Below are 22,454 nucleotides of genomic sequence, written 5' to 3'. Positions count from 1 at the left end.
AAACAGCGCAACTCCTATCGGATTTTCATGCCCCTTATTAAAGCCCCTGTCCCGATCGACATGTCGCCATTTCTAGTCGGTGATGACGAAGTCCAAGTCAAGTATGGACTGCCGCGCTATGTTCATTTTTGCAAGCGCTGCGTTATTTCCAACCAGCGACCTAATTCGACCGTTGAATACCAGCATACCAAAGCAAGCAAGAAGGCCACAATTGCTTTTGACGAAGATGGAGTTTGCGACGCTTGTCGTTTTGCGGAGCAAAAACATGGCACGATTAACTGGAAGGATCGCGAGGATCAGTTGGCTGCACTTTGTGACAAGTTTCGCAGCAAGTCAGGGTACGACTGCCTGCTGCCAGGTTCCGGCGGCAAAGATAGTTTTTATGCGTCGCATATCTTGAAGACGCGTTTTAACATGCACCCCTTGACAGTGACTTGGGCCCCACATGTCTATACCGAGTGGGGATGGAAGAACTTTGAATCCTGGTTGCACGCGGGCTTCGATAATTACCTCATGACACCAAATGGCCGCGTGCATCGTTTGCTGACTCGGCTGGCTGTGGACAATCTGTTCCATCCTTTCCAGGCATTTATGTTCGGCCAGAAGTCCCTGGCACCAAAGATGGCCATACTGCACGATATTCCCTTTGTCGTTTACGGCGAAAATGAGGCGGAATACGGCAATCCGATCGGTGATACAAATAGCGCCAAACGCGATTGGTCTTATTTCACCTCATCAGATAAGTCGCAAATTCACCTCGGGGGTACGGCTATCGAAAGCCTTTACACCGATTACGGTGTAGAGGAACAGGACTTACTGCCGTATCTGCCAGCTGATCCGCGGCAGGTTGAGAGGAAACAGATTGAAGTCCATTATTTGGGTTATTACCTGAAGTGGCATCCTCAGAGCTGTTATTACTACGCGGTCGAGCATGGTGGCTTCGAGGCTTCGCCGGAGCGTACCCCAGGCACTTACAGCAAATACAACAGTATTGATGACCGCATTGACGATTTCCACTACTACACGACTTTCATCAAATTTGGTATCGGTCGCGCGACTTACGACGCAGCGCAAGAAATTCGCTCACAAGACATCAATCGGGAAGAAGGCGTGGCATTGGTCAAGCGCTACGACGGTGAATTTCCGGAGCGATTTGCTGATGAGATATTCAGATATCTGAGTATTACGCAAAAGGATTTCCCTAGGGCGCACAAGATGTTCGAGAACCCGGTAATGGATCGTGGCTATTTCATGCGCTTAGCCGATCAGTTCCGCTCGCCTCACCTTTGGAAGCACGAACATGGGCAGTGGAAGCTGCGCCATTCGGTTTCGAACAACGTTTGAATGCATGGCAGGCTTGCGTATCATTCCGCGGTTGGATGTCAAAGGTTCCAATCTAATAAAAGGTATCAGACTGGAAGGCCTGCGTGTCGTTGGTGATCCTCACGAATTTGCGCTGCGATATTACGCCCAGGGAGCTGACGAAATCGTTTTCATGGATATTGTTGCTAGCCTGTATCAGCGCAACAATCTGACCGAGATTATTCAGCGCGCAGCCAATCGAATATTTATCCCGATCACCGTTGGCGGAGGCATACGTTCGTTGGATGACGTAAATACAATGCTGCGTTCGGGCGCCGACAAGGTCGCGATCAACACGGCTGCTATCGGGCGTCCTCAACTAATCTCCGAGGTTTCTAATCGTTATGGCTCGCAGTGCATGGTGCTTTCGGTCGAGGCCAAAAAAACAGCCACCCAGAAGTGGGAGGCCTACACTGACAATGGTCGTGAACACACCGGCCTCGACGTCGTAGACTGGATAGAGCGTGCCGTCGATCTTGGCGCAGGCGAGGTGCTGCTGACAGCTGTCGATCAGGAAGGAACCCGAAAGGGTTTGGATATCGAGCTGCTCCGTGCTGTCAATGCGCGCGTCAGTGTTCCAATTATTGCCAGCGGCGGTTTCAGTGATCCGATAGATCTCAAGCGAGCCAGCGAAGTTGGCACCTCGGCCGTGGCGATTGCAGACGCGTTGCACTGGCAGCGCACCACGGTCAACCAGATCAAGCGCCAAGCTCACAGCTTGGGGTTGGAGGTGCGTTTGTGAGCAAAGTCACCGTAATCGATTACGGCATCGGTAACCTGCTCAATGTGGTGAGAGCGCTGGAACATTGCGGCGCTGACGTTCGCATTGTGGATCGGGCCGATCAACTGCCTGTCTTGCCAGATCGGATGGTACTGCCTGGAGTAGGCGCTTTTGCTAACGGAATGTCGGAGCTTAAGGCAAGAGGCTTCGATGATCTTGTCAAACGGTACGTCGTTACCGAGCGGCCTTTCCTCGGCATATGTGTAGGTGCACAAATGCTCTTTGATGTTGGGGAGGAGTTCGGAGATCATCCCGGTTTGGGCCTAATTCCCGGTAAGGTTCAGGCTGTAGCCGCGTTCGATTGCAACGGCAAGCCACATAGGATTCCCCATATTGGGTGGAGTTCACTCCAGCGCCCCGCAACGCGCGCCTCTTGGAGAAATACCATCCTGAGCAAGATCACGCCGGGAGAGCCGATGTATTTTGTGCATTCATTTGCCCCATCGCCAGCAGATGAAGAGTATCGACTGGCCGATACCTATTACAACGGTCAGAGAATTTGTGCGGCGGTCGCCCGCGATGCCATCTTTGGTTGTCAGTTCCATCCGGAGCGCAGCGCTGAGCATGGCTTAAGCATTCTGTCTGCATTTATGGAGATGTGATGCCAAAACGAGTGCTTGTGACTGGCCGTGGCTCAATCGCGCAGCGACACGTCCGCCATCTGCGAGAGCTCGTGCCAGATGTAGATCTCGGAGTTGTTGCGAGCGTCGAACTCGGTTCGGTTTTTCAACCGTGCCGGCGCTTCGATAGTTTTGAGAGCGCACTAACCTGGTTGCCGGAAGCCGTGATAATCGCCAGCATTTCGAGCCGGCACGGTACCGAACTCGAATCGTGCCTGGCTCTGGGTCTCCCATGTCTCGTCGAAAAACCGCTAGTTACTTCACGCACGGAATTGAACCGGGTACGTGCGTTGCTGGAAGGAGCGCCGTTTACGGCGCTCGTTGTAGGTTGTAACCTGCGTCATCTGCCGGCACTGAAAAAGTTTCGCGCGGAGCTCGCGGGTAAGCTCGGGCGGCGTATTCTGCGCGCTCAATTTGAAGTTGGACAGGAGCTGACACAATGGCGGCCAGGTCGGAGCCTAGCGGATTCGTACAGTGCTATAGCCTCGCAGGGGGGGGGCGTTGTCTTTGACTTGGTGCACGAAATTGATATGGCGTTGTGGCTGTTAGGGCCATTGCACGTTGTGGCTGCAGTTGCCGGCCAGTTTAGCGAACTGCCTATAAATTCAGATGACGTGCATGTCGCGCTGTTACGGACAAATGACGGTGTACCGGTGGTGATCAGCCTGGACTATGTTTCGCAGCAGGTCGTGCGTCGCTACAGTATCGTGACCGAAATCGGCACCTATGAAATCGATATCCCTCGCAAGCACATCATCTTGCGCAAGCGTGACGGCAACCACATAGTTAACGATTGCGCTGAAGACTTCGATGTCGCATGCAGCTACCGTCTGCAAATGGCCGACTGGCTGGCTCTTATCGCCGATTCGGCTCACCATGTAGCTACGCCGATCGGTGATGCGTTGGAAACTGCTGGGTTGATGCTTGACCTGAAGGAAGCAGTATCATGAAGATCGTAAGTATCTGTGCACGTGGAGGCTCCATCGGCTTGCCCGGAAAAAACGTTCGCAAGCTTTGTGGAAAGCCGTTAATAGCCTGGAGTATCGAGCAGGCTTTGGCCTCAGGCATCGCTGATAGAGTGTATGTTTCGACCGACAGTGAGGAGATAGCTGACGTGGCGCGAACTCACGGTGCCGAGGTGCCGTTCCTGCGTCCCGCTGAGCTTGCGACCTCAACGACTGGTAAGCTGCCAGTCATTGGTCATCTGGTCAACTGGGTGGAGAAATATCACAGTTCAGTTGACACGATCATTGATCTTGATCCGACCTCCCCGTTGCGCGATGTCACCGACATTCAGATTTGTGCTGCCATGCTTGACATGGCGACCGATGTAGTGATCACGGGGTATAGATCTGATAAGAATCCGTATTTCAATATGGTTGAACAAAAGAGCAGCGGTTTCTTTGAGCGGGTCTGCAGGCCAGTCGACGAGGTATTGGGTCGGCAGTCGGCTCCTGAGGTCTATGCGATGAACGCTTCGATCTACGCTTGGCACAGGCATACCCTGTCATCATCGCTGTGGGATTTGCCGAGAATTCGGCTCCATGTGATGCCCCGCGAGCGGTCTATAGATATCGACCATCCTGTTGACTTCGACCTCGTGGAGCTGCTGATGAAACGGAAGGGCCTGGCATGAGCGACGAATTTGCTTTGGACGGGAAGGTGGTGGTATTGACTGGGGCGGCGGGGATCATCGGAAACCATGTGATCAAGGCATTTCTCGCATCAGGTGCTCGAGTCTTTGCGATTGACCGCGATGAAGAGGCGCTTGAAAAAAACTGCGGCTCATCACATGAGGGCCTGCTGACCTGCGTTGCCGATATCTCCTCATCGGACGCAGTCAAAAAGGCCTTTTTGACGCTAAGGTCCCATTGGGGCGAGCCGCATGTGTTGCTCAACAATGCCGCGACCAAAAGCGAAAACTTCTTCGAGCCTTTCGAAATCTTTCCAGTTGACGAATGGAACCAGGTGATGTCCGTCAATCTGACTGGCGCAATGCTTTGCGCGCAGGTGTTCGGGGGGGCAATGGCGAAACGTGGCGTTGGCAGTATTGTCAATACCTTGTCGATCTACGGGATCGTCGCGCCCGACCAGCGCATCTATGAAGGCTCGGAATATCTTGGACGAGCGATTAATACGCCCGCTATCTACGCAGCCAGCAAGGCCGGCTTATGGGGGCTGACAAAATACTTGGCGGCTTACTGGGGCCACCGCGGGGTGCGCGTGAATGCCGTGACACCGGGCGGCGTATTTAGCGGACAGAATAATAGGTTTGTGGAAAACTACTCTCGCCGTACTCCTCTGGGGCGCATGGGTGGAACCGATGACATAGTTAATGCAATGCGCTACCTCGCGAGCGACGCTTCCAAATACGTGACTGGGCACAATCTGGTCGTCGACGGCGGATGGACGGTATGGTGAGCGCCGCCCATGTCTTCGTCATCGCCGAGGCCGGCGTCAACCACAACGGCGAGATGGCTCTCGCGCTCGCCCTTTGCGACGCCGCGCGCGGGGCCGGCGCTGACGCCGTCAAGTTCCAGACCTTTCGCGCCGAGGACCTGGTCGTGCGCGGCGCGCCAACCGCCGAATACCAGGCGCGCCAGACCGGCGACCAGGATCAATTCGCGATGCTGCAGCGGCTCGAACTGTCCGAAGCGCAGCACCGGGAGATGCAGGCGCATTGCGCGACCATCGGCATCGAGTTCTTCTCGACGCCGTTTTCGGTCGGCGCCGTTGACATGCTGGTCAGACTCGGCGTACGCCGTCTCAAATTGTCCTCGGGAGAACTCACGCACCGCGCGCTGGTCGAGCACGCCGCCGCTACCGGGCTGCCGCTGTTGGTCTCGACTGGCATGGGCACGATGGATGAGATCCGCGAAGCGCTCGGCTGGATCGCCGGTGCCCGCGGTAACCTCGACGGTGTGCAGCTGCTGCATTGCACCTCGGCCTACCCGGCGCCCGACGAGGCGCTGAACTTGCGCGCGTTAGCGAGCATGGCGCGCGACCTCGGCCTCGCGACCGGCTACTCCGACCACAGCCTCGGCATCGTGGCGCCGCTGGCCTCGGTCGCGCTCGGCGCGACCCTAATCGAAAAACACCTGACCCTGGACCGCGCGTTGCCCGGCCCGGATCACGCAGCCTCGCTCGAACCCGAAGAGTTCGGCCGTATGGTTGCCGGCATACGCCGCGTCAGCGCGATGCTCGGCGACGGCGTCAAGGCACCGTTGCCGGCCGAACTCGACACAGCGCGGGTCGCGCGCCGCAGCGTCGTCGCGGCCGTCGACATCCCGGCCGGCCAGACCATCGCGGCGGCGCATTTGATCTGCCGGCGGCCAGCAACCGGCATCGCGCCGCGCGACTTGGATCTTGTCGTGGGACGGCGCGCGCGCGCCGCCATCGCCGCCGCGACGGTGCTGCAGTGGAGCGATTTTGAGCCGACTGTGGAGGCTCCGCGTTGAGCGGCCCGGTGCGCCGGAAAATCGTCTACCTGAGCGGCACGCGCGCCGACTTCGGCCTGATGGCGTCGACGCTCCGGCTGATCGCGCAGGTGGCCGACCTGTCGGTCGCCGTCACCGGCATGCACCTTGATCCGGTTTGGGGCCACACGATTGACGAGATCCGTGCGTCGGGTTTGCCGGTTTGTGGCGAGATCCCGATCGCGCTCGGCGCGCGTTCGGCGGCCGGCATGTCGCATGGTGTCGCTGCTTGCTTGGCCGGCGTTACCGACCTGCTGGCGCGCGAGCGACCCGATATGCTGCTGCTGCTCGGCGACCGCGGCGAGATGCTGGCCGGCGCGATCGCTGCGCTGCACCTGGGCGTCGTTTCGCTGCACACCCACGGCGGGGAGCGCTCCGGCACGGTCGACGAGCCGGTGCGCCACGCGATCAGCAAGCTCGCCCATTACCATTTTGCGGCGACCGAAGAGTCGCGCGGACGCCTGATCCGCATGGGCGAACTGCCTGAACGCGTCTTCGTGACCGGCGCGCCGGGCCTCGACCACCTGGCGGGGCAGGGCGCGGCGCTGTCGGCTGGGGAGTGCCGCGCCGCGCTGGGGCTGCCAGCCGGTCAGCCGTTCGTGCTTGTGCTGTTCCATCCGGTCGTGCAGCAGGCCTGCGATGCGGCCACACAGACCGGAGCGCTGCTGCGCGCGCTGCGCCAGACCGGCCTGCCGGTGCTCTGGGGCGAACCGAACGCTGATGCCGGTTCGGCCGGCATCCTGGAGGCGCTCGACACAATCGGCCTGCCCGACGGCTCGCGTCGCACTCGCAACCTGCCGCGCGCGCTGTTCTGCGCCGCGATGAAACATTGCGCCGTGATGGTCGGCAACTCGTCGGCCGGCATCATCGAGGCGGCAACTTTCGGCACGCCTGTCGTCAATGTCGGCGACCGCCAGCGCCTGCGCGAAAGAAACGCCAACGTGAACGATGCCACGCCCGAGCCGCAGGCGATCGCGACGGCGCTCGCGACGGCCCTCGTCGCTGGCAGGCGTCCATGTAACAATAGGTATGGAGACGGCCAGGCTGGCCCGCGCATCGCTAGGCTGGTGGCCGAGCTGCCGCTGAGCCCTTCGGTTCTGGAAAAAATCAACAGCTACTGAGCCATGACACCCGCGTTATCTGTATGAATCTGAACGACCTCCTATTTCAGGGCCACTTGCTGGTGTTCGGCGCGGGAGGTCACGGCAAGGTCGTGGCCGATGCGGCGCTGCTATGCGGTGCGCCGGCACTGGCTTCCGACCGCAACCCGGTTCTGTGTCACGGTGAGCTGTTGCCGGGGGTACGGCTGGTTGGGGTCGATGCGGTGCCGGCGGAAATCACGGCCGTGCATGTGGCGATCGGCAATAACCTCTGGCGCAAGCGCGAGGCAGACTTCTTTGGGCACGTGCGGCTGCGCTCAGTGATCCATCCGGCGGCCGTCGTCGCCGCGTCGGCGCGGCTCGGCGCCGGTAGTTTCGTTGCGGCGCTGGCTGTCGTTGCGCCCGATGCCTCGCTCGGCGTCGGCGCCATCGTCAACCATGGCGCGATCGTCGACCACGACTGCACGGTCGGCGCGTTCTGCCATGTCGCGCCGCACGCCACTCTCGGTGGCGCCGTCAGGTTGGGGCAGCGCGTGCTGGTCGGCTCCGGCGCCGTAGTGCTGCCTGGGGTCGAGATTGGCGACGACGTCGTCGTCGGCGGGGGCGCCGTCGTGCGCCATGACCTGAGAGAAGCCGGCACCTATGTAGGTGTCCCCGCAAGGAGAATTGCATGAGTCCAGACGGTCTTCAAGCTCTTTGTGTTGCGCCAGAGTTGACCCTGCGCGAGGCCCTGCTGCGCATGGACCAGACCGCGCGCGGCATCCTGCTGGTGCTGAATGCCAGCGGTGCGCTGCGCCACACGATCACTGACGGCGATCTGCGCCGTGCCATCCTCAAGAACGCCGGCGACTCGGTGCCGGTCGGTAGCCTGTCCGACACGGCGCCGATCACGGTCGGCGAGGAGGCCGACGCGGCATCGGTGCTGCTATGCATGGACCAGCACCAGATCGACCATATCCCGGTGCTCGACGGCGCTGGCAAGCCGGTCGACTTGATCTTCCGGCGCGAACTCTCGCAACGCGTCTGGCTCTCTTCGCCGCATCTCGGTGAGGAGGAAACGTTGTTCGTGGAGGACGCGTTCAAGACTAATTGGATCGCGCCGCTCGGGCCCCATGTCGACGGCTTTGAGGGCGAACTCGCCGCGCATGTGGGTGTTGCTCACGCCGCCGCCGTCAGTTCCGGAACCGCCGCCATTCATCTCGGGTTAATTTTGCTTGGGGTGAAGCCCGGCGATACGGTCTTTTGTTCTTCCCTGACCTTTGTTGGGAGTTGTAACCCGATTCTTTATTGCGGAGCGAAGCCCGTATTTATCGACTCCGAACCTGAGAGCTGGAATATGTCGCCGGCTGCGCTTGAGCGCGCTTTCGACTGGGCCCGGCGCGAGGGCCGAATGCCGTCCTGCGTCATCCTGGTTAATTTGTATGGCCAAAGCGCGGATATGGACGCGCTTCTTCCCATTTGCGAGCGTTATGGTGTCCCTGTACTTGAAGACGCTGCTGAGTCACTGGGTGCGCATTACAAGGGCAAAAGCAGCGGCGCCTTCGGAAAAATTGCCGTTTATTCGTTCAACGGAAACAAGATCATCACTACTTCGGGAGGAGGGATGCTGGTGGCTGATGATCCCGACCTTATCGCAAGAGCGCGAAAGCTCTCGACGCAGGCACGCGAGCCCGCTCCTCATTACGAGCACACCGAAGTCGGATTTAACTATCGCATGAGCAATGTTTTGGCTGGAATTGGACGAGGGCAATTGCGGGTTCTGGAACAGCGAGTCTCGCAGCGTCGGCGCGTTTTTGAGCGATATGTGGAAGCAATGGCGGATTTTCGGCAGATTCAGTGGATGCCAGAGCCGAAGGGTTGCCATTCGACTCGATGGTTGACTTGTTTCGCATTGCCGGGGACAGATGGTGAAGAGCGGAGCCGCCAGGTGATGAAGGCGCTTGAGAGGCACTTAATCGAGGCAAGGCCGGTCTGGAAACCTATGCATTTGCAGCCGCTCTTTGAGGGTGCTCCTTATTTTTCTCATGAACCCGGCGTTGATATTTCTGCAGACCTCTTTCGGAGGGGCATTTGTTTGCCGTCGGGCTCCAACCTCGGTTCGGTCCAGCAGGACCGTGTGATCGATCACCTGCAGCATGCCTTGCTCATGATGGAAGGTCATCATGCGCTTGCGTAAAGAGACTATTCCACTCTGGACTGCAGATCTCTTGCTGATTTGTCTGGGGTGGTGGGCCGCATTTTGGTTGCGGTTTAATTTTGACATTCCTGAGGAATTCCAAGTGCTCGCCCTTCAGAGCATGCCATGGGCACTGGCTGGGTCTACTGCCGGATTAGTCATCGCACGCGTTGACCGCCAAATCTGGAAGTACATTGGCTTACCCGAGCTGCGGCAGCTGGTTTGGGGAGTCTTTTTCGGTGGATTGCTGGCTGCTGCCGCGGTGCTGATGATCCGGTATCCGAATTTTCCACGGTCTGTACTTCTATTGCATCCACTGGTTGCACTGATATTGCTTGGCGGTGCTCGCGCTGCCTGGCGAACATTTGTCGAGCATGGGAATCCGTCGGATGAATCCCGGGCTCTATTGATTGTCGGATCACTGCATGATGCTGCAGATGCCTTGCGCGCGATCAAGGGATCCAGGCAGTGGCATTGCGTGGGCATTGCATCTTCCCTGGAGTCCGAGCAAGGGCGATATCTTCATCAAATACCGGTATTGGGATTTCCAGCGGCCATCGCCGATATGGCTGCTTCTACGGGCGCATCAACTGCCCTCATTGCCAGCCCACCGGGTTCTCGCGAGCGCCGCGAAGTTCTCATGCAGTCCAGTCCACTTGGGCTGACGCTGCTGACAATGCCGAGGCCGGATGAGTGGTTGCAGTCTGAAAGCGCAAGTCCACGAAAAATTGAACTGGAAGATTTGTTGGGCCGGCAGGCAGTAGAGCTGGACACGCAAGGGCTGGCGGAGCTTTTTTCGGGCCAAACAGTGTTTATTTCAGGTGCTGGTGGGTCTATCGGATCCGAACTTTGCCGCCAGATTGCGCGATTGGGTGTGGCCCGGTTGGTTTGTGTGGACGCTTCCGAGATTGCTATTTACAAGCTAGAGCAAGAGCTGCGGGAAGCGCACCCACAGATGCAGGGACTTTATTACACGGCCAATGTCAGGGAGCATGCCCGTTTGCTGGCCATTGCAATGCAGTACAAGCCCTCGGTGTTTTTTCATGCCGCAGCGTACAAGCATGTCCCATTGATGGAATTGAATAATGAGATTGAAGCGGTCCGAACCAATATTCTCGGAACCATTCATGCCGCCAAAGTGGCCGGTGCCTGCGGCGCCCAGAAGTTCGTATTGATTTCCACTGACAAGGCGGTGAATCCCACCAATATCATGGGAGCCACCAAACGCATGACGGAACTGGTGGTGCAGAACATTGCGCGCGAGTACGCCGACACCCAGTTTGTTTCGGTTCGGTTCGGGAATGTTTTGGGCTCCAGCGGTTCTGTAGTCCCCTTGTTTACAGAGCAAATAGCGCGCGGTGGTCCGATCACTGTGACGCATCCCGATATCGTGCGCTATTTCATGACAATTCCGGAGGCCGCCAAGTTAGTACTGCAGGCCGGACTAATGGGGCGCAGCGGCCAGATTTACGTGCTCGATATGGGTGAGCCTATGAAAATAGTGGATCTGGCTCGCATGATGATTCGCCTTTCGGGAAAATCCGAACACGACATTCCGATCACTTTTAGCGGTTTACGCCCCGGGGAGAAGCTGTTTGAAGAATTAATGGCTGATGACGAAACCACGGAGCCTACTCCCCATCCCAAACTCCGTGTCGCGAAATCGTCGGGTCACCAAGCCGTTGCTATCGATGACGTAACTGCATGGATCGCTGCTGCCGGTCCTGCACCATCTGGTGAAATGGTCAAGGCTTGGTTAACCAGCCATGTACCGGAGTACAGATCCCGAATCTGATTAACCGGTACTGGTCTAAAGTGAAATTCCTGTGCGATCCAAGATATCGCTGACCAATTCCAGCCGCATCAATGGGTTGTCCAGTTGCATCAGACGCTGTTTCAACTCCAGCGGCATCGGCAACAATTCACACCAGCGGTTGGCGACCCATCCGCAGTCGTTGAGCCGGTAGGGGGCCAATAGCGGCATTTGAGCCGGCGTCAACTCGCGTTCCTGCAGACTTTTGATCAGCTTGCCCAGCGCATTGGCCGTCGCCTGCAGGTCGGCAGGGACCTCCACCGGCTGGTCGTCTTCCAGGCGGGTAACGTCGGCAATCCACAAACCATGCTTGAGTTTTTCGCGGCGGGTGACTTCGAATCGTTGCGCCCCCGTGCAGCGAATGATCATCAGGCCAGGCTGGGGAATGGAGAATTCGGTGATGGTGGCCAAGGTGCCCACGGCACTGAAGGCCTCGCGCGCGAAGCCATCGCCGCTCGGGGCGCCGCTGCCGGCAGGCCTGCGCACCTCTGAGCCTTCGGTGAGCGAGACAATGCCGAAAGGCGCGCCGGCCTTGTGGCATTTACCGATCATGTCAAGGTAGCGAACCTCAAAAATGCGCAGTGGCAGCACGCCGCCGGGGAACAATACTGCGCCCAGCGGGAACAGGGGGAGGGAGGTCAGCATCAGGGCTTCTGGCATGGTCTCATCGTGCTTTGGAGTGCCGTGAACCACATCATCCCATGTGACCCGTGCGGTGAAATTTTCGTGCGGGTAATACGCCTTGCGTCAGGGGCTTTGCCGGACTGGCTGGACTTTCAGCTGACGGCATCCGCCGGCTGGCGCAGCAGCATCGCCAGCGAATTGGCGACTGTTTTGCGCAATTCCCTGCGGTCGCAGATCAGGTCGACCGCGCCTTTGGTCTGCAAAAACTCGGCGCGCTGAAAGCCTTCAGGCAAGGTAACACGTACGGTGGACTCAATGACGCGCGGGCCGGCAAAACCGATCAGGGCTTTGGGCTCGGCAATGACGATATCGCCCACAAAAGCGAAGCCGGCGCTCACTCCGCCCATGGTCGGGTCGGTCAGCACGCTGATATAAGGTAGGCCTTTTTTGGCCAGCCGCGTCAGGGCTGCGTTGGTTTTGGCCATCTGCATGAGGCTCAAAAGCCCTTCCTGCATGCGTGCGCCGCCGGTGGCGGTAAAGCAGATGAAGGGCACTTTTTGCTCGATAGCCGCATGCACGCCGCGCACAAAGCGCTCGCCGACCACGCTGCCCATGCTGCCGCCCATGAAGTCGAATTCAAAACAGGCGACCACGACGCCGATGCTGTGAACGGCGCCGCCCATCACCACCAGTGCGTCGGTTTCCTGGGTGTTTTCCAGGGCTTCTTTCAGGCGTTCGGGGTATTTGCGGCTGTCCTTGAACTTGAGGGCGTCGACTGGCAGCACTTCCTGGCCCAGTTCATAACGGCCTTCCGGATCCAGGAAGGCGTCCAACCGTGCGCGCGCGCCTATACGGTGGTGGTGGCTGCACTGGGGGCAGACATTCTGGTTTTTTTCCAGGTCGGTCTTGTAGAGCACGGCCTCGCAACTCGGGCATTTGATCCACAGACCCTCGGGTACGCTACGGCGCTCGGTCGGGTCGGTGGGGCTGATTTTGGGCGGGAGGAGTTTTTCTAACCAAGACATGGGTGTCAGTCCTTGTGGTGTCGGGCGGCGCCTAAGCGCTTTTCGCTTCTTATGCTTTTTGCCGGGCGAAAAGCGCAATTATGCGCCGGTTTCTCCCATGTTTCGCTCGGCAAAAACGGCATCGAAAGTCAGCCTAAAGCAGTACGGATTTCTTTCAAAAAGTCATGCGCCACCGCCGCTACCTTGTCGCGCGGCTGGTTTTCGATCAGCTGAATGATCTTGCTGCCGATGACCACAGCGTCGGCCACCTTGCCGATGGCTTTGGCCGTGGCGGCGTCGCGTATGCCGAAGCCCACACCCACCGGCACATTCACATGTTGGCGAATGCGCGGCAACATGGCCTCGACGGCGTCCACGTCCAGTGTGCCGGAACCGGTGACGCCCTTGAGCGAGACGTAATAGACATAGCCGCTGGCGACCTCGGCCACCTGGGCCATGCGCGCGTCAGTGCTGGTGGGAGCCAGCAGAAAAATCAGGTCCATGCCGTGCGCGCGCAGCCGGGCGGCGAATTCGACGCATTCCTCGGGCGGGTAGTCGACGATGAGCACGCCGTCCACGCCGGCCTGGGCGGCATCGCGGATGAAGGCGCTTTCGGTTTTGCTGCCGCCGTGCTTGATGTCGTAGCGTTCCACCGGGTTGGCATAGCCCATCAGGACCACGGGCGTTGTGCTGTCTTTGGCGCGGAACTGGCGCACCATGTCCAGCACCTGGGTCAGGCCCACGCCGAAGGACAGGGCCTTGTCGCCGGCTTTCTGGATCACCGGGCCGTCGGCGCTGGGGTCGGAAAACGGCACGCCCAGCTCGATCACGTCGGCGCCGCCGGCCACCATGGCGTGCATCAGTTCGGGCGTGACGTCGGCAAACGGGAAGCCGGCGGTGACGTAGGGGATCAAGGCCTTGCGGCCCTGGCTTTTCAGCGAGGAGAAGGTGGAGGCAATGCGGCTCATGACTGCACCCCGCTTCCCTTGGCGCCGCTGGCGTCGAAGGACGCCGGCGAAGCCGCCCCGCCCTTGACTGACAGGCCGCGCATGGACGGCCGGTCGTAGAAGTCGGCCCCCGAGAGGTCGGCCACCGTGCCAATGTCCTTGTCGCCCCGGCCTGACAGGCAGACGAGCAGGCTCTGGTCGCTGCGCATGCTGCGGGCCATTTTCATGGCGCAGGCCACGGCATGGCTGGATTCGAGCGCGGGAATGATGCCTTCGGTGCGGCACAGGTAGTGGAAAGCCTCCAGTGCTTCCTTGTCGGTGATGCCGACGTATTCGGCGCGGCCTATGTCTTTGAGGAAGGCGTGCTCGGGGCCCACCCCAGGGTAGTCGAGTCCGGCGCTGATGCTATGGGTTTCGGTGACCTGGCCGTCCTCGTTTTGCAGCACGTAGGTGCGGTTGCCGTGCAGCACGCCCGGCAGGCCGCGCTGGAGCGAGGCCGAATGTTTGCCGCTTTCCAGGCCCTCACCGGCGGCCTCGACGCCGATCAGGCGGGTTTTGGCATGCTGGATGTAGGGATGGAAGATGCCCATGGCATTGCTGCCGCCGCCCACGCAGGCGATCACCGCATCGGGCTGTTTGTCCCCGATGAATTCCGGCATCTGCTGCAGGCATTCGGCGCCGATCACGCTCTGGAAGTCGCGGACCATCATGGGGTAGGGGTGCGGGCCCGCCACCGTGCCGATGATGTAGAAGGTGTTGTCCACGTTGGCGACCCAGTCGCGCATGGCCTCGTTGAGCGCGTCTTTCAGCGTCTTGCTGCCGCTTTCGACCGGCACCACCGTGGCGCCCAGCAGGTTCATGCGGTAGACGTTGGGACTCTGGCGCTTGACGTCCTCGCTGCCCATGTAGACCACGCATTCCAGGCCGTAGCGTGCGCATATGGTGGCGGTGGCCACGCCGTGCTGCCCGGCGCCGGTCTCGGCGATGACGCGCGGCTTGCCCATGCGGCGCGCCAGCATGGCCTGGCCTATGGTGTTGTTGATCTTGTGCGCGCCGGTGTGGTTGAGGTCTTCACGCTTGAGATAGATTTGCGCGCCGCCCTGTTCGCGGCTCATGCGCGCAGCGTGGTAGATCGGGGAGGGGCGGCCGACGAAATGCGCGAGCTCGGACTGGAATTCGGCGATGAACTCCGGGTCGTGCTGGTATTTCGCGTAAGCGTCTTTCAGCTCGTTGATCGCGTGAGTCAGTGTTTCTGAAACAAAACTGCCGCCGTAAATTCCGAAATGGCCTGAAATGTCAGGCTGGTGGTACTCGTACATGGTTGGGACTCTTTGCAAGTAATTCGTCGGCAGTGCGCACGGCCGCGACGAACTGGTTGATTTTGTCGGCGCTTTTGATTCCCTTGGAAATCTCGACGCCGGAACTGACATCAACGGCCAGCGTTGTGCAACGCGGCCTGACTTGCAAAATGCCATCGATCACGTTTGCAGGCGTCAATCCACCAGACAAAACGAGGTGAGCGCTGACGTTTGGAGGAAGAAGTGACCAATTGAATGTTTTCCCGCCGCCGCCATAACCTTCGACATGGGCGTCGAGGAGGATGGCTTGTGCGGCCTTGAAGTCCTGGGCGTATTTTACGAGATCAAAGCCGCTTGAGGTGCTATGAGTGTCTTTGGTGGATCTTCCATCAAGTGGAATGCGTGCTGCACGCATGAAGGGTCGCCCTGCTTCCAGGCAGGTTTCGGGGGTCTCATCACCATGAAATTGCAGTACAGCCGTTGGTATATGTGCGCAAGTAGCTATTATTTTTATAGCAGGTGCGTTGACAAAAAGCAAAACCGGCGTGACAAAGGGAGGCAGGCGGCGGGCCAGCTCGGCTGCGCGCTCGGCCGTCACATAACGCGGGCTGGCCTCGTACATCACAAAGCCGACCGCATCCGCGCCGGCCGCTACGGCTGCATCCACGTCTTCCTCGCGAGTCAGGCCGCAGATCTTGATGCGGGTACGGGTGGTAGTGGGGGGCGTCATGGCAACCAATCATAGGCTGGTGTGCGAGCCGGGAGGCCGTAGTGGTTTTCGTAGACGGGCCCCAGAAAATACAGGCCATCCGGCGAAAAAGTCGGGGCGGCGGCGTCACGGCTGCGTGCGGCCATCACCTCCGCCAGCCAGCCCGGCGGGTAGTTGCCCTGGCCTATGGCGACCAGGCAACCCATGATGTTGCGGATCATGTGGTGCAAAAAGGCGTTGGCCTCGAATTCGAAGCGCCAATACCGGGCAGCTGGATCGCCACGGTGTGAAATCTCAATGCGGTTGATGGTTTTGACGGGAGACCTGGCCTGGCATTGGGCAGCCCGGAAGGAGCTGAAATCGTGCTCGCCGAGCAGGTGGGTAACGGCTTGCCGCATGGCCGCCTCGTCCAGGGGCCGGTAGACCCAGCCGACGCGCCCGGCTTCCACGCTGGGGCGCACCGGCGACTCAAGCACCACATAGGCATAGCGACGGGCGATGGCGCTGCCGCGGCAGTGAAACTGGTCGGGAACCTCCCGCGCCCATTGCACCGCGATGTCGGAGGGCAAAAAGGCGTTGGTGCCGCGCACCCAGGAGGTGATGTCGCGCTGCAGGGGGATATCGAAGTGCACCACCTGCATCAGGCCGTGCACGCCGGCGTCGGTACGGCCTGCGCACAGTGTGCGGATGGGCTGGGCGGCGAATTTGCCCAGCGCCAGTTCCAGCTTGTCCTGCACCGTGTTGCCCGAAAGCTGGCTTTGCCAGCCTTCGTAGCCGCTACCGCTGTAGCTGATGCCGAGTGCAATCCTCACGGTTTGACCCCGCTGGCGCGCAGTGAACGCAATGCGTTCAGGCTGCGTGCTCAGGACAAGGCGTTCAGGAACGCCTGTGCCTTGACTTTCAGGGGACCACTGGCTTCGGCCAGCACTTCTTCAGCCAGCGACCTGGCACCGTCGGTGTCACCCAGTGAGCGGAACTCTTCGGCCAGCATGAACTTGGTTTCAAGCGGGTCGTCCGACGACGATGCTTCAATCGCAGGAGCGGGGCTCTCGGTGACAGGGCCATTCAGGTCCAGCGAAAGCGAGCCCAGGTCGAATTCCAGCATGCCGCTGTCGGCTACTGCCGGTGCAGGCGCCGGAGCGGCGGCCGCCTTGACGGGTGGAACCGGCTTGGCAGGCGGAACGAAAGGCTCGGGTTCGAAGTTCAGCCCTTCGGACAGGAAGGAAATTTCAGGTGCTGCCTCGACCGGTTTCGCTGCAGCAGGAGCTGGCGGGGTGGCTGTGGGCATGGCAATCGTTGCGCTGCTGAAATCCATGTTCATGGCGCTGGCGGGTTCCGGCGTCTTGGCAACGGGAGGCGGCGCAACCGGTTTGGGTGCGACGGGTGCTGATATCGCCGCTGGCGCTGTGGCATCAGGCTCATCGCCGAGCGAGAAATCCAGGTCGAGATCGACGTCCACGGCCGGTGTTGGCGCGGGAACATTCACCGGCTGAGCCACCATGGCCACGGTACCACCCGGGCTGAAAGCCGAGGTTCCGGCGGCAGACGCTGCGCCCGCAGGTTGCCCGCCGGGCTGGTACATCGGGTTCGAAGGGTCGAGCTCGCGCCCCATTTCGGTGATGTAGGCCCATTCTGGCCCGCTGCCATGGGTGAGATTGAAGGCTTCGATTGCGACGGTTTCAAACGCCTTGCTGTCGCGGCGTTTGGCGTAGATTTCCATCAGCTTGGCGTGAATTGCCACCCGCATTGGGCTGGTACGCATCGCCTCTTTGAGGATTTCTTCAGCTTGCAGATCGCGTCCGTACGCAAGGTAGACATCGGCTTCGGCTACAGGGTCTACGTCGCCAGCGGCATCCAATTGACTCGGCGAATACACCAGGGACGAGCCTGTGGCGTTGCCTTCATTCGTGTCAATTCTTTGGCCGCCGCTGGCGCCGAAAAAAGAATCGGGTTGCAATCTGCTCTCAAGGAATGAGCTGTCAACCTGGCCCGCGCTGCCGCGCTGGCGGTAGCGATAAAAACCGAATCCAGCCAGCAGTGCGACCAGCAGACCTATGCCTGGCAGCACCAATGGGTTTTCCATCAGTTCGTCGATCAGGCTGGGTTCTGGTGGTGGCGGTGGCAAAACAACCGGCTTCTTGGGCGCTGCAGGAGCTGCGGCCACTGGCGCGGCGGGCTCGCTGGCTGTGGAGGCAGGTTGTGAAGCTGCTGCAAGCGGATCGGCACTGGCAGCCGTGGCGGAGGCTGCGGAGGCGGGAGCCATGGCCGCTGCAGGCGTCGTACCGGCAACTGCTGCGCTGGCGGCCGGTGCGGCTGTCACTGCTGCTGTGGTGGACGTTGTCGATGCGGGAGCAGACGATGCCGCCGTTGCCGGCGCCGCAGGTACCGGCAACGTGGTGCTGGACGGTGCGGGAACGGCTACGCCCGGTGTCTTGGCCGCGCTGGCTGCGGGTGCCGTTGCGGGGCTGCTCCCGAGCTTGTTGAGGTCGCTGATGTTCTTGGACAGCTCGGCGACCCGGGTCGAAGCTTCCTTGGCCTGTCTGTCTTTCGCAATCTTTTCTTCCGCTGCAGTCGCTGCTTTGCCCTGGACGGCTCCCTTGGACAGGGTGAGCTTGTCCGGGGTCGCGCTGGCGGCTGCCCGGTCTTCCACTTTGGCCTCTACTTTGCCGCCGGCCTGGCGGTCGGCGCTGGCTACCTGGGTAGCAGGTACGCCTTCTGCCAGCTTGCGGCGGAAAGTATTGAAGTCCTTGCTTTGCGCGATGATGGTCTGGGTGGCTTCGCTGGAAGAAATGGCGCTGGCCGATTCCGCACTCGGGATGTCCAGCACGGCACCGGACTTGATGCGGTTGACGTTGCCGCCAATAAAGGCATCCGGGTTGCTTCGTAGCAGCGCGACCAGCATCTGGTCCAGCGACACGCTGGCTGGCTTGTTCTGGGCTGCGATCTTGCCTGCTGTGTCACCGGATTTGACGGTGACTTGCGTTTCGCCTGCCGGGGCTTTTTCCAGGGGCCTGGCCGCTGGGGCGGGTCTGGTGGCACTGGCGCTAGGCCCTGCCGGGGAATAGGGAATAGATGCAATGCCCTTGGCAGGTGGCGCCACATTGGGCGAGGCGGGGCGGGACAGGATGGGCGCGGTTGCTGTGCTACCACTGCCGGACCGCAGGGCGGGTGGGTCGAACAGCATGGTGTAGTCGCGGGTGATCCGACCGTTTGACCAGTTGGCCTCCAGGATCAGGTCCACGAAAGGCTCGGTCACGGGGCGGTTGCTGCGCAGCCGCAGGAAAGCCTGCCCGTCAGCCCGGCGTTGCAGGGTGACTTCGACACCGGATACCACCGTGCCGTATTCCATACCTGCCACCCTGAAGGCCTCAGCCGGTGCAACGCCGGCCCGAAGGCTGGCTGCTTCGTCGGGTTTGATGTCCGATATTTCGATTTCAGCTCGAAGGGGCTCGCCCAGTGCCGATTGAACGGTGAGCCGGCCCAGCGCGAGCGCATGGGCTTCAAGACTTGCCAAACTGCCCAGTAGTGCGATTGCACTAGCCAAGGCGCCAATACGCCAACGACCGCGTTTATTCATGGGGTTGTGAGCCTCCAGTGCTCGGTCTGCATGTAACTTTATTCTGCTTAAGCGCACAAAAACCTCGATGCGAATTTTCGAAAAACAACCTTAACATCAAGGCATTAGGCTGACAAGCTAAGACACCACTTAAGTTTTGACACAGCGAGTTAGCATCAACTTACAAGTTCAGGATGTTGTCAGACGACAACGCATGGAAACAAGTGGTTACGGATGAGCGGCTGCATGTTGGCAACCGCTCACCTCAAAATAATTCAGCCTTGAAGCAGGATGCGCAGCATGCGGCGCAGCGGTTCCGCCGCACCCCACAGCAGCTGGTCACCCACAGTGAAGGCACCCAGATAATCGGGGCCCATCGCCAGCTTGCGCAGGCGGCCGACCGGAATCTGCATGGTACCCGTCACCGCCACGGGAGTGAGGTCCTTGATAGAGGCTTCGCGGGTGTTGGGCACGACTTTGACCCATTCGTTGTCGGCGGCGATCATTGCCTCGATGTCGGCCAGCGGTACGTCCTTCTTCAGCTTGAAGGTCAAGGCCTGGCTGTGGCAGCGCATGGCACCTATGCGCACGCAAAAGCCGTCAACCGGGGTTTCGGCCGTGCCGAAGCTGGCACCCTGGCCGAGGATCTTGTTGGTTTCTGCGCCGCCTTTCCATTCTTCCTTGCTCATGCCATTGCCCAGGTCCTTGTCGATCCAGGGGATCAGGGAGCCGCCCAGCGGCACGCCGAAATTGGCGGTCTCGTCGCCACTGAGAGATTGCTGCCTGGCCAGCACGCGGCGGTCGATTTCCAGGATGGCCGATTTGGGATCGTCAAGCAGCGCGCGGACTTCACTGTTCAGCGTACCGTATTGCGTCAGCAGCTCGCGCATGTGCTGTGCGCCACCGCCGGATGCCGCCTGGTAAGTCATGCTGGTCATCCATTCGACGAGACCGGCTTTGTACAGCGCGCCTACGCCCATCAGCATGCAGCTCACTGTGCAGTTGCCACCAATCCAGTTCCTGCCGCCTTTGGCCATGGCGTTCTGGATGACCGGCAGGTTGACCGGGTCCAGGATGATGATGGCATCGTCGTTCATGCGCAGCGTGGAGGCTGCGTCAATCCAGTGTCCCGTCCAGCCGGCTGCACGCAGTTTGGGAAAGACTTCCGAGGTGTAGTCGCCGCCCTGGGCCGTGATGATCACATCGCATTTTTTCAGCGCTTCAATGTCAAAGGCGTCTTTGAGCGTGGTTTCGTTCTTCGCTTGGGCCGGGGCTTTGCCGCCGGCGTTGGAGGTCGAGAAGAAAACTGGCTCGATGAGGTTGAAGTCGCCTTCGGCCTGCATGCGGTCGATCAGGACCGAGCCGACCATGCCGCGCCAGCCGACGAGCCCTGTGAGATTGCCTTTGAGTTTCATTGCATTGCCCTTCAAAAAGTCAAAAATAAGGCTTTTTGGCCCGGCTCATCGAGCCGGCAGGGCACGACGAACCAGGCTTGCTAGCCTTTAATGGTGGTCGTTTTGGTGATCTGGGCAAAAACCGGCGCAGCGCTGATCGCGCGCGAGGCGGCGATAAAGCGGGTGAGGGCGGGGTTTTTGCGCATGCTTCGATTGTAGCCAGGCTTGGCTTTACCCGGGCTGACAGCCGCCTCAAACCCGCTTTTTGCCCTCGGTTTGAGGCGATCTGCGGCGAAAAAACGTCAGGGATGTTTTTTCGCCGGGCCGCCCCAAGGAAAAATGCGCCCCCTCGGGGGCAGCGCATTACACGCAGAGAAAAGCGTGGGGGCCCTAGTTACCCTAGAGCCTTTACCACCGCATCGCCCATTTGGACGGTTCCTACCTTGGTCATGCCTTCGCTGTAAATGTCCGGCGTGCGCAGGCCCTGGCTCAGCACGGCGTCCACGGCTTTTTCGATGCGGGCGGCGGCTTCGGGCTGGTTCAGGCTGAAGCGCAGCATCATGGCCGCGCTCAGGATGGTCGCCAGCGGGTTGGCCACGCCTTTGCCCGCGATGTCGGGTGCGCTGCCGTGGCTGGGCTCGTACAGGCCCTGATTTTTGTCGTTGAGGCTGGCTGAAGGCAGCATGCCGATGGAGCCGGTCAGCATCGCAGCGGCGTCACTCAGGATGTCGCCGAACATGTTGCCGGTGACGACCACGTCAAACTTCTTGGGCGCCTTGACCAGCTGCATGGCGGCGTTGTCCACATACATGTGGTCCAGCGCAACGTCGGGGTACTCTTCGCCGACTTCGGTCACCACGTCTTTCCAGAGCTGGAAGGTTTCCAGCACGTTGGCCTTGTCGACGCTGGTGACGCGTCCTTCCCCACCCGAAGCTTTGCGCTTGCGTGCTGCCTGGAAGGCGACGTGGGCAATCCGCTCGATCTCGGGACGCGAATAGCGCATGGTGTCGAAAGCTTCTTCCGAACCGGGGAAGTGACCGTCAGGCGAGACGCGCCGGCCACGCGGCTGGCCGAAGTAGATGTCGCCGGTCAGTTCGCGGATGATGAGGATGTCGAGGCCGGACACCAGCTCGCGCTTCAGGCTGGAGGCGTCCACCAGCTGTGCATAACAAATCGCCGGGCGGAAGTTGGCAAAGAGGCCGAGGTTCTTGCGCAGGCCGAGGATGGCCTGCTCAGGACGCAGCGGCCGGTCCAGCTTGTCGTACTTCCAGTCGCCGACCGCGCCGAAGAGCACTGCGTCGGCTTCCTTGGCCAATTTGAGCGTACTGTCAGGCAGTGGATGGCCGTGGGCTTCATAGGCAGCGCCGCCGACCAGTGCACTTTCGGTTTCGAATTTCAGGTCGAGCGTCTTCAGCACTTTGACGGCTTCTGCGACGATTTCGGTGCCGATACCGTCACCCGGAAGAATTGCGATTTTCATGATTACTATCTTTTTTATAGCTACTTGCGCACGTCCCCTATTGGGCTGGAGCAAGATTTAATGGGTAAAAAGCCGTTTTAAGGGCCACTCAAAGCTGTTTTTGAGCTGATGAGC

At 60.0% G+C, this 22,454-nt stretch carries 20 protein-coding genes; 11 read left to right on the top strand and 9 right to left on the bottom strand.

Going from position 1 to position 22,454, the window contains the following annotated elements; all coding sequences use genetic code 11:
- The first annotated feature begins 27 nt into the window (after window positions 1-27).
- Genes ACQ4MS_RS03585 through ACQ4MS_RS03535 form a run of 11 tightly spaced genes read left to right on the top strand, consistent with a single transcriptional unit; the run spans window position 28 to window position 11,310 of the window.
- Window positions 28-1,344 carry an N-acetyl sugar amidotransferase gene (locus ACQ4MS_RS03585; RefSeq protein WP_431097781.1) on the top strand — a complete coding sequence of 439 codons (1,317 nt, stop codon included), beginning with the start codon at window positions 28-30 and terminating at the stop codon, window positions 1,342-1,344.
- 4 nt (window positions 1,345-1,348) lie between these two features.
- On the top strand, window positions 1,349-2,104 hold the full coding sequence (gene hisF, locus ACQ4MS_RS03580; protein WP_431097779.1) for an imidazole glycerol phosphate synthase subunit HisF: 756 nt from the start codon (window positions 1,349-1,351) through the stop codon (window positions 2,102-2,104).
- Window positions 2,101-2,745: an imidazole glycerol phosphate synthase subunit HisH gene (gene hisH / locus ACQ4MS_RS03575; RefSeq protein ID WP_431097777.1), complete on the top strand. Its 645-nt coding sequence runs from the start codon at window positions 2,101-2,103 to the stop codon at window positions 2,743-2,745. The genes hisF and hisH overlap by 4 nt, the downstream gene beginning before the upstream one ends.
- Window positions 2,745-3,713: a Gfo/Idh/MocA family protein gene (locus ACQ4MS_RS03570; RefSeq protein ID WP_431097775.1), complete on the top strand. Its 969-nt coding sequence runs from the start codon at window positions 2,745-2,747 to the stop codon at window positions 3,711-3,713. Before hisH ends, ACQ4MS_RS03570 begins: the two co-directional genes overlap by 1 nt.
- Window positions 3,710-4,399, top strand: a complete 690-nt coding sequence (locus ACQ4MS_RS03565) for an acylneuraminate cytidylyltransferase family protein (RefSeq protein ID WP_431097774.1) — start codon at window positions 3,710-3,712, stop codon at window positions 4,397-4,399. The genes ACQ4MS_RS03570 and ACQ4MS_RS03565 overlap by 4 nt, the downstream gene beginning before the upstream one ends.
- Complete coding sequence (locus tag ACQ4MS_RS03560; RefSeq protein ID WP_431097772.1) at window positions 4,396-5,184, top strand: SDR family oxidoreductase; 789 nt, start codon at window positions 4,396-4,398, stop codon at window positions 5,182-5,184. The genes ACQ4MS_RS03565 and ACQ4MS_RS03560 overlap by 4 nt, the downstream gene beginning before the upstream one ends.
- Window positions 5,178-6,221 (top strand): N-acetylneuraminate synthase, encoded by a 1,044-nt coding sequence (gene neuB, locus ACQ4MS_RS03555; RefSeq protein ID WP_431097771.1) that lies wholly within the window; start codon window positions 5,178-5,180, stop codon window positions 6,219-6,221. Before ACQ4MS_RS03560 ends, neuB begins: the two co-directional genes overlap by 7 nt.
- Window positions 6,218-7,360 (top strand): UDP-N-acetylglucosamine 2-epimerase, encoded by a 1,143-nt coding sequence (neuC, locus tag ACQ4MS_RS03550; protein WP_431097770.1) that lies wholly within the window; start codon window positions 6,218-6,220, stop codon window positions 7,358-7,360. The genes neuB and neuC overlap by 4 nt, the downstream gene beginning before the upstream one ends.
- A gap of 23 nt (window positions 7,361-7,383) precedes the next feature.
- The gene (locus ACQ4MS_RS03545; protein ID WP_431097769.1) at window positions 7,384-8,013 is read left to right on the top strand and encodes a NeuD/PglB/VioB family sugar acetyltransferase; all 630 of its coding nucleotides are present in this window, start codon (window positions 7,384-7,386) and stop codon (window positions 8,011-8,013) included.
- On the top strand, window positions 8,010-9,515 hold the full coding sequence (locus ACQ4MS_RS03540; RefSeq protein ID WP_431097767.1) for an aminotransferase class I/II-fold pyridoxal phosphate-dependent enzyme: 1,506 nt from the start codon (window positions 8,010-8,012) through the stop codon (window positions 9,513-9,515). The genes ACQ4MS_RS03545 and ACQ4MS_RS03540 overlap by 4 nt, the downstream gene beginning before the upstream one ends.
- Window positions 9,502-11,310, top strand: coding sequence for a polysaccharide biosynthesis protein (locus ACQ4MS_RS03535; protein ID WP_431097765.1), 1,809 nt, complete (start codon window positions 9,502-9,504; stop codon window positions 11,308-11,310). The genes ACQ4MS_RS03540 and ACQ4MS_RS03535 overlap by 14 nt, the downstream gene beginning before the upstream one ends.
- A gap of 15 nt (window positions 11,311-11,325) precedes the next feature.
- Here ACQ4MS_RS03535 and ACQ4MS_RS03530 read toward each other — a convergent pair whose 3' ends face one another.
- The 9 genes from ACQ4MS_RS03530 to leuB all read right to left on the bottom strand — a co-directional run bounded on the left by ACQ4MS_RS03530 (window position 11,326) and on the right by leuB (window position 22,340).
- Window positions 11,326-11,988 carry an LON peptidase substrate-binding domain-containing protein gene (locus tag ACQ4MS_RS03530; protein ID WP_431097764.1) on the bottom strand — a complete coding sequence of 221 codons (663 nt, stop codon included), beginning with the start codon at window positions 11,986-11,988 and terminating at the stop codon, window positions 11,326-11,328.
- 116 nt (window positions 11,989-12,104) lie between these two features.
- Window positions 12,105-12,977 carry an acetyl-CoA carboxylase, carboxyltransferase subunit beta gene (gene accD / locus ACQ4MS_RS03525; protein WP_092131730.1) on the bottom strand — a complete coding sequence of 291 codons (873 nt, stop codon included), beginning with the start codon at window positions 12,975-12,977 and terminating at the stop codon, window positions 12,105-12,107.
- 128 nt (window positions 12,978-13,105) lie between these two features.
- Window positions 13,106-13,924, bottom strand: coding sequence for a tryptophan synthase subunit alpha (trpA, locus tag ACQ4MS_RS03520; RefSeq protein WP_431097762.1), 819 nt, complete (start codon window positions 13,922-13,924; stop codon window positions 13,106-13,108).
- Window positions 13,921-15,222, bottom strand: coding sequence for a tryptophan synthase subunit beta (trpB, locus tag ACQ4MS_RS03515; protein ID WP_431097761.1), 1,302 nt, complete (start codon window positions 15,220-15,222; stop codon window positions 13,921-13,923). The genes trpA and trpB overlap by 4 nt, the downstream gene beginning before the upstream one ends.
- Window positions 15,200-15,931, bottom strand: coding sequence for a phosphoribosylanthranilate isomerase (locus ACQ4MS_RS03510; RefSeq protein ID WP_431099528.1), 732 nt, complete (start codon window positions 15,929-15,931; stop codon window positions 15,200-15,202). Before ACQ4MS_RS03510 ends, trpB begins: the two co-directional genes overlap by 23 nt.
- On the bottom strand, window positions 15,928-16,722 hold the full coding sequence (truA, locus tag ACQ4MS_RS03505) for a tRNA pseudouridine(38-40) synthase TruA (protein WP_431097760.1): 795 nt from the start codon (window positions 16,720-16,722) through the stop codon (window positions 15,928-15,930). Before truA ends, ACQ4MS_RS03510 begins: the two co-directional genes overlap by 4 nt.
- Window positions 16,723-16,772: 50 nt before the next feature.
- The gene (locus ACQ4MS_RS03500; RefSeq protein ID WP_431097758.1) at window positions 16,773-19,424 is read right to left on the bottom strand and encodes a FimV/HubP family polar landmark protein; all 2,652 of its coding nucleotides are present in this window, start codon (window positions 19,422-19,424) and stop codon (window positions 16,773-16,775) included.
- A 317-nt stretch (window positions 19,425-19,741) separates the two neighbouring features.
- A complete protein-coding gene (gene asd, locus ACQ4MS_RS03495; protein ID WP_431097756.1) occupies window positions 19,742-20,881 on the bottom strand; it encodes an aspartate-semialdehyde dehydrogenase in 1,140 nt (379 codons plus the stop codon).
- A gap of 373 nt (window positions 20,882-21,254) precedes the next feature.
- On the bottom strand, window positions 21,255-22,340 hold the full coding sequence (gene leuB, locus ACQ4MS_RS03490) for a 3-isopropylmalate dehydrogenase (RefSeq protein ID WP_431097754.1): 1,086 nt from the start codon (window positions 22,338-22,340) through the stop codon (window positions 21,255-21,257).
- Window positions 22,341-22,454: the final 114 nt, after the last annotated feature.

This window comes from Polaromonas aquatica, assembly GCF_050626995.1.
In the GTDB taxonomy this organism is placed as follows: domain Bacteria; phylum Pseudomonadota; class Gammaproteobacteria; order Burkholderiales; family Burkholderiaceae_C; genus Polaromonas; species Polaromonas aquatica_A.
This window is presented reverse-complemented; position numbering and strand designations above follow the sequence as displayed.

Bases quoted from the DNA above. Each gene is read 5' to 3' on its own strand.
- ACQ4MS_RS03585 (WP_431097781.1), top strand. From the start codon at position 28: ATGCCCCTTATTAAAGCCCCTGTCCCGATCGACATGTCGCCATTTCTA.
- hisF (WP_431097779.1), top strand. From the start codon at position 1,349: ATGGCAGGCTTGCGTATCATTCCGCGGTTGGATGTCAAAGGTTCCAAT.
- ACQ4MS_RS03570 (WP_431097775.1), top strand. From the start codon at position 2,745: ATGCCAAAACGAGTGCTTGTGACTGGCCGTGGCTCAATCGCGCAGCGA.
- ACQ4MS_RS03565 (WP_431097774.1), top strand. From the start codon at position 3,710: ATGAAGATCGTAAGTATCTGTGCACGTGGAGGCTCCATCGGCTTGCCC.
- ACQ4MS_RS03560 (WP_431097772.1), top strand. From the start codon at position 4,396: ATGAGCGACGAATTTGCTTTGGACGGGAAGGTGGTGGTATTGACTGGG.
- neuB (WP_431097771.1), top strand. From the start codon at position 5,178: ATGGTGAGCGCCGCCCATGTCTTCGTCATCGCCGAGGCCGGCGTCAAC.
- ACQ4MS_RS03545 (WP_431097769.1), top strand. From the start codon at position 7,384: ATGAATCTGAACGACCTCCTATTTCAGGGCCACTTGCTGGTGTTCGGC.
- ACQ4MS_RS03540 (WP_431097767.1), top strand. From the start codon at position 8,010: ATGAGTCCAGACGGTCTTCAAGCTCTTTGTGTTGCGCCAGAGTTGACC.
- ACQ4MS_RS03535 (WP_431097765.1), top strand. From the start codon at position 9,502: ATGCGCTTGCGTAAAGAGACTATTCCACTCTGGACTGCAGATCTCTTG.
- ACQ4MS_RS03530 (WP_431097764.1), bottom strand. From the start codon at position 11,988: ATGCCAGAAGCCCTGATGCTGACCTCCCTCCCCCTGTTCCCGCTGGGC.
- accD (WP_092131730.1), bottom strand. From the start codon at position 12,977: ATGTCTTGGTTAGAAAAACTCCTCCCGCCCAAAATCAGCCCCACCGAC.
- trpA (WP_431097762.1), bottom strand. From the start codon at position 13,924: ATGAGCCGCATTGCCTCCACCTTCTCCTCGCTGAAAAGCCAGGGCCGC.
- trpB (WP_431097761.1), bottom strand. From the start codon at position 15,222: ATGTACGAGTACCACCAGCCTGACATTTCAGGCCATTTCGGAATTTAC.
- ACQ4MS_RS03510 (WP_431099528.1), bottom strand. From the start codon at position 15,931: ATGACGCCCCCCACTACCACCCGTACCCGCATCAAGATCTGCGGCCTG.
- asd (WP_431097756.1), bottom strand. From the start codon at position 20,881: ATGAAACTCAAAGGCAATCTCACAGGGCTCGTCGGCTGGCGCGGCATG.
- leuB (WP_431097754.1), bottom strand. From the start codon at position 22,340: ATGAAAATCGCAATTCTTCCGGGTGACGGTATCGGCACCGAAATCGTC.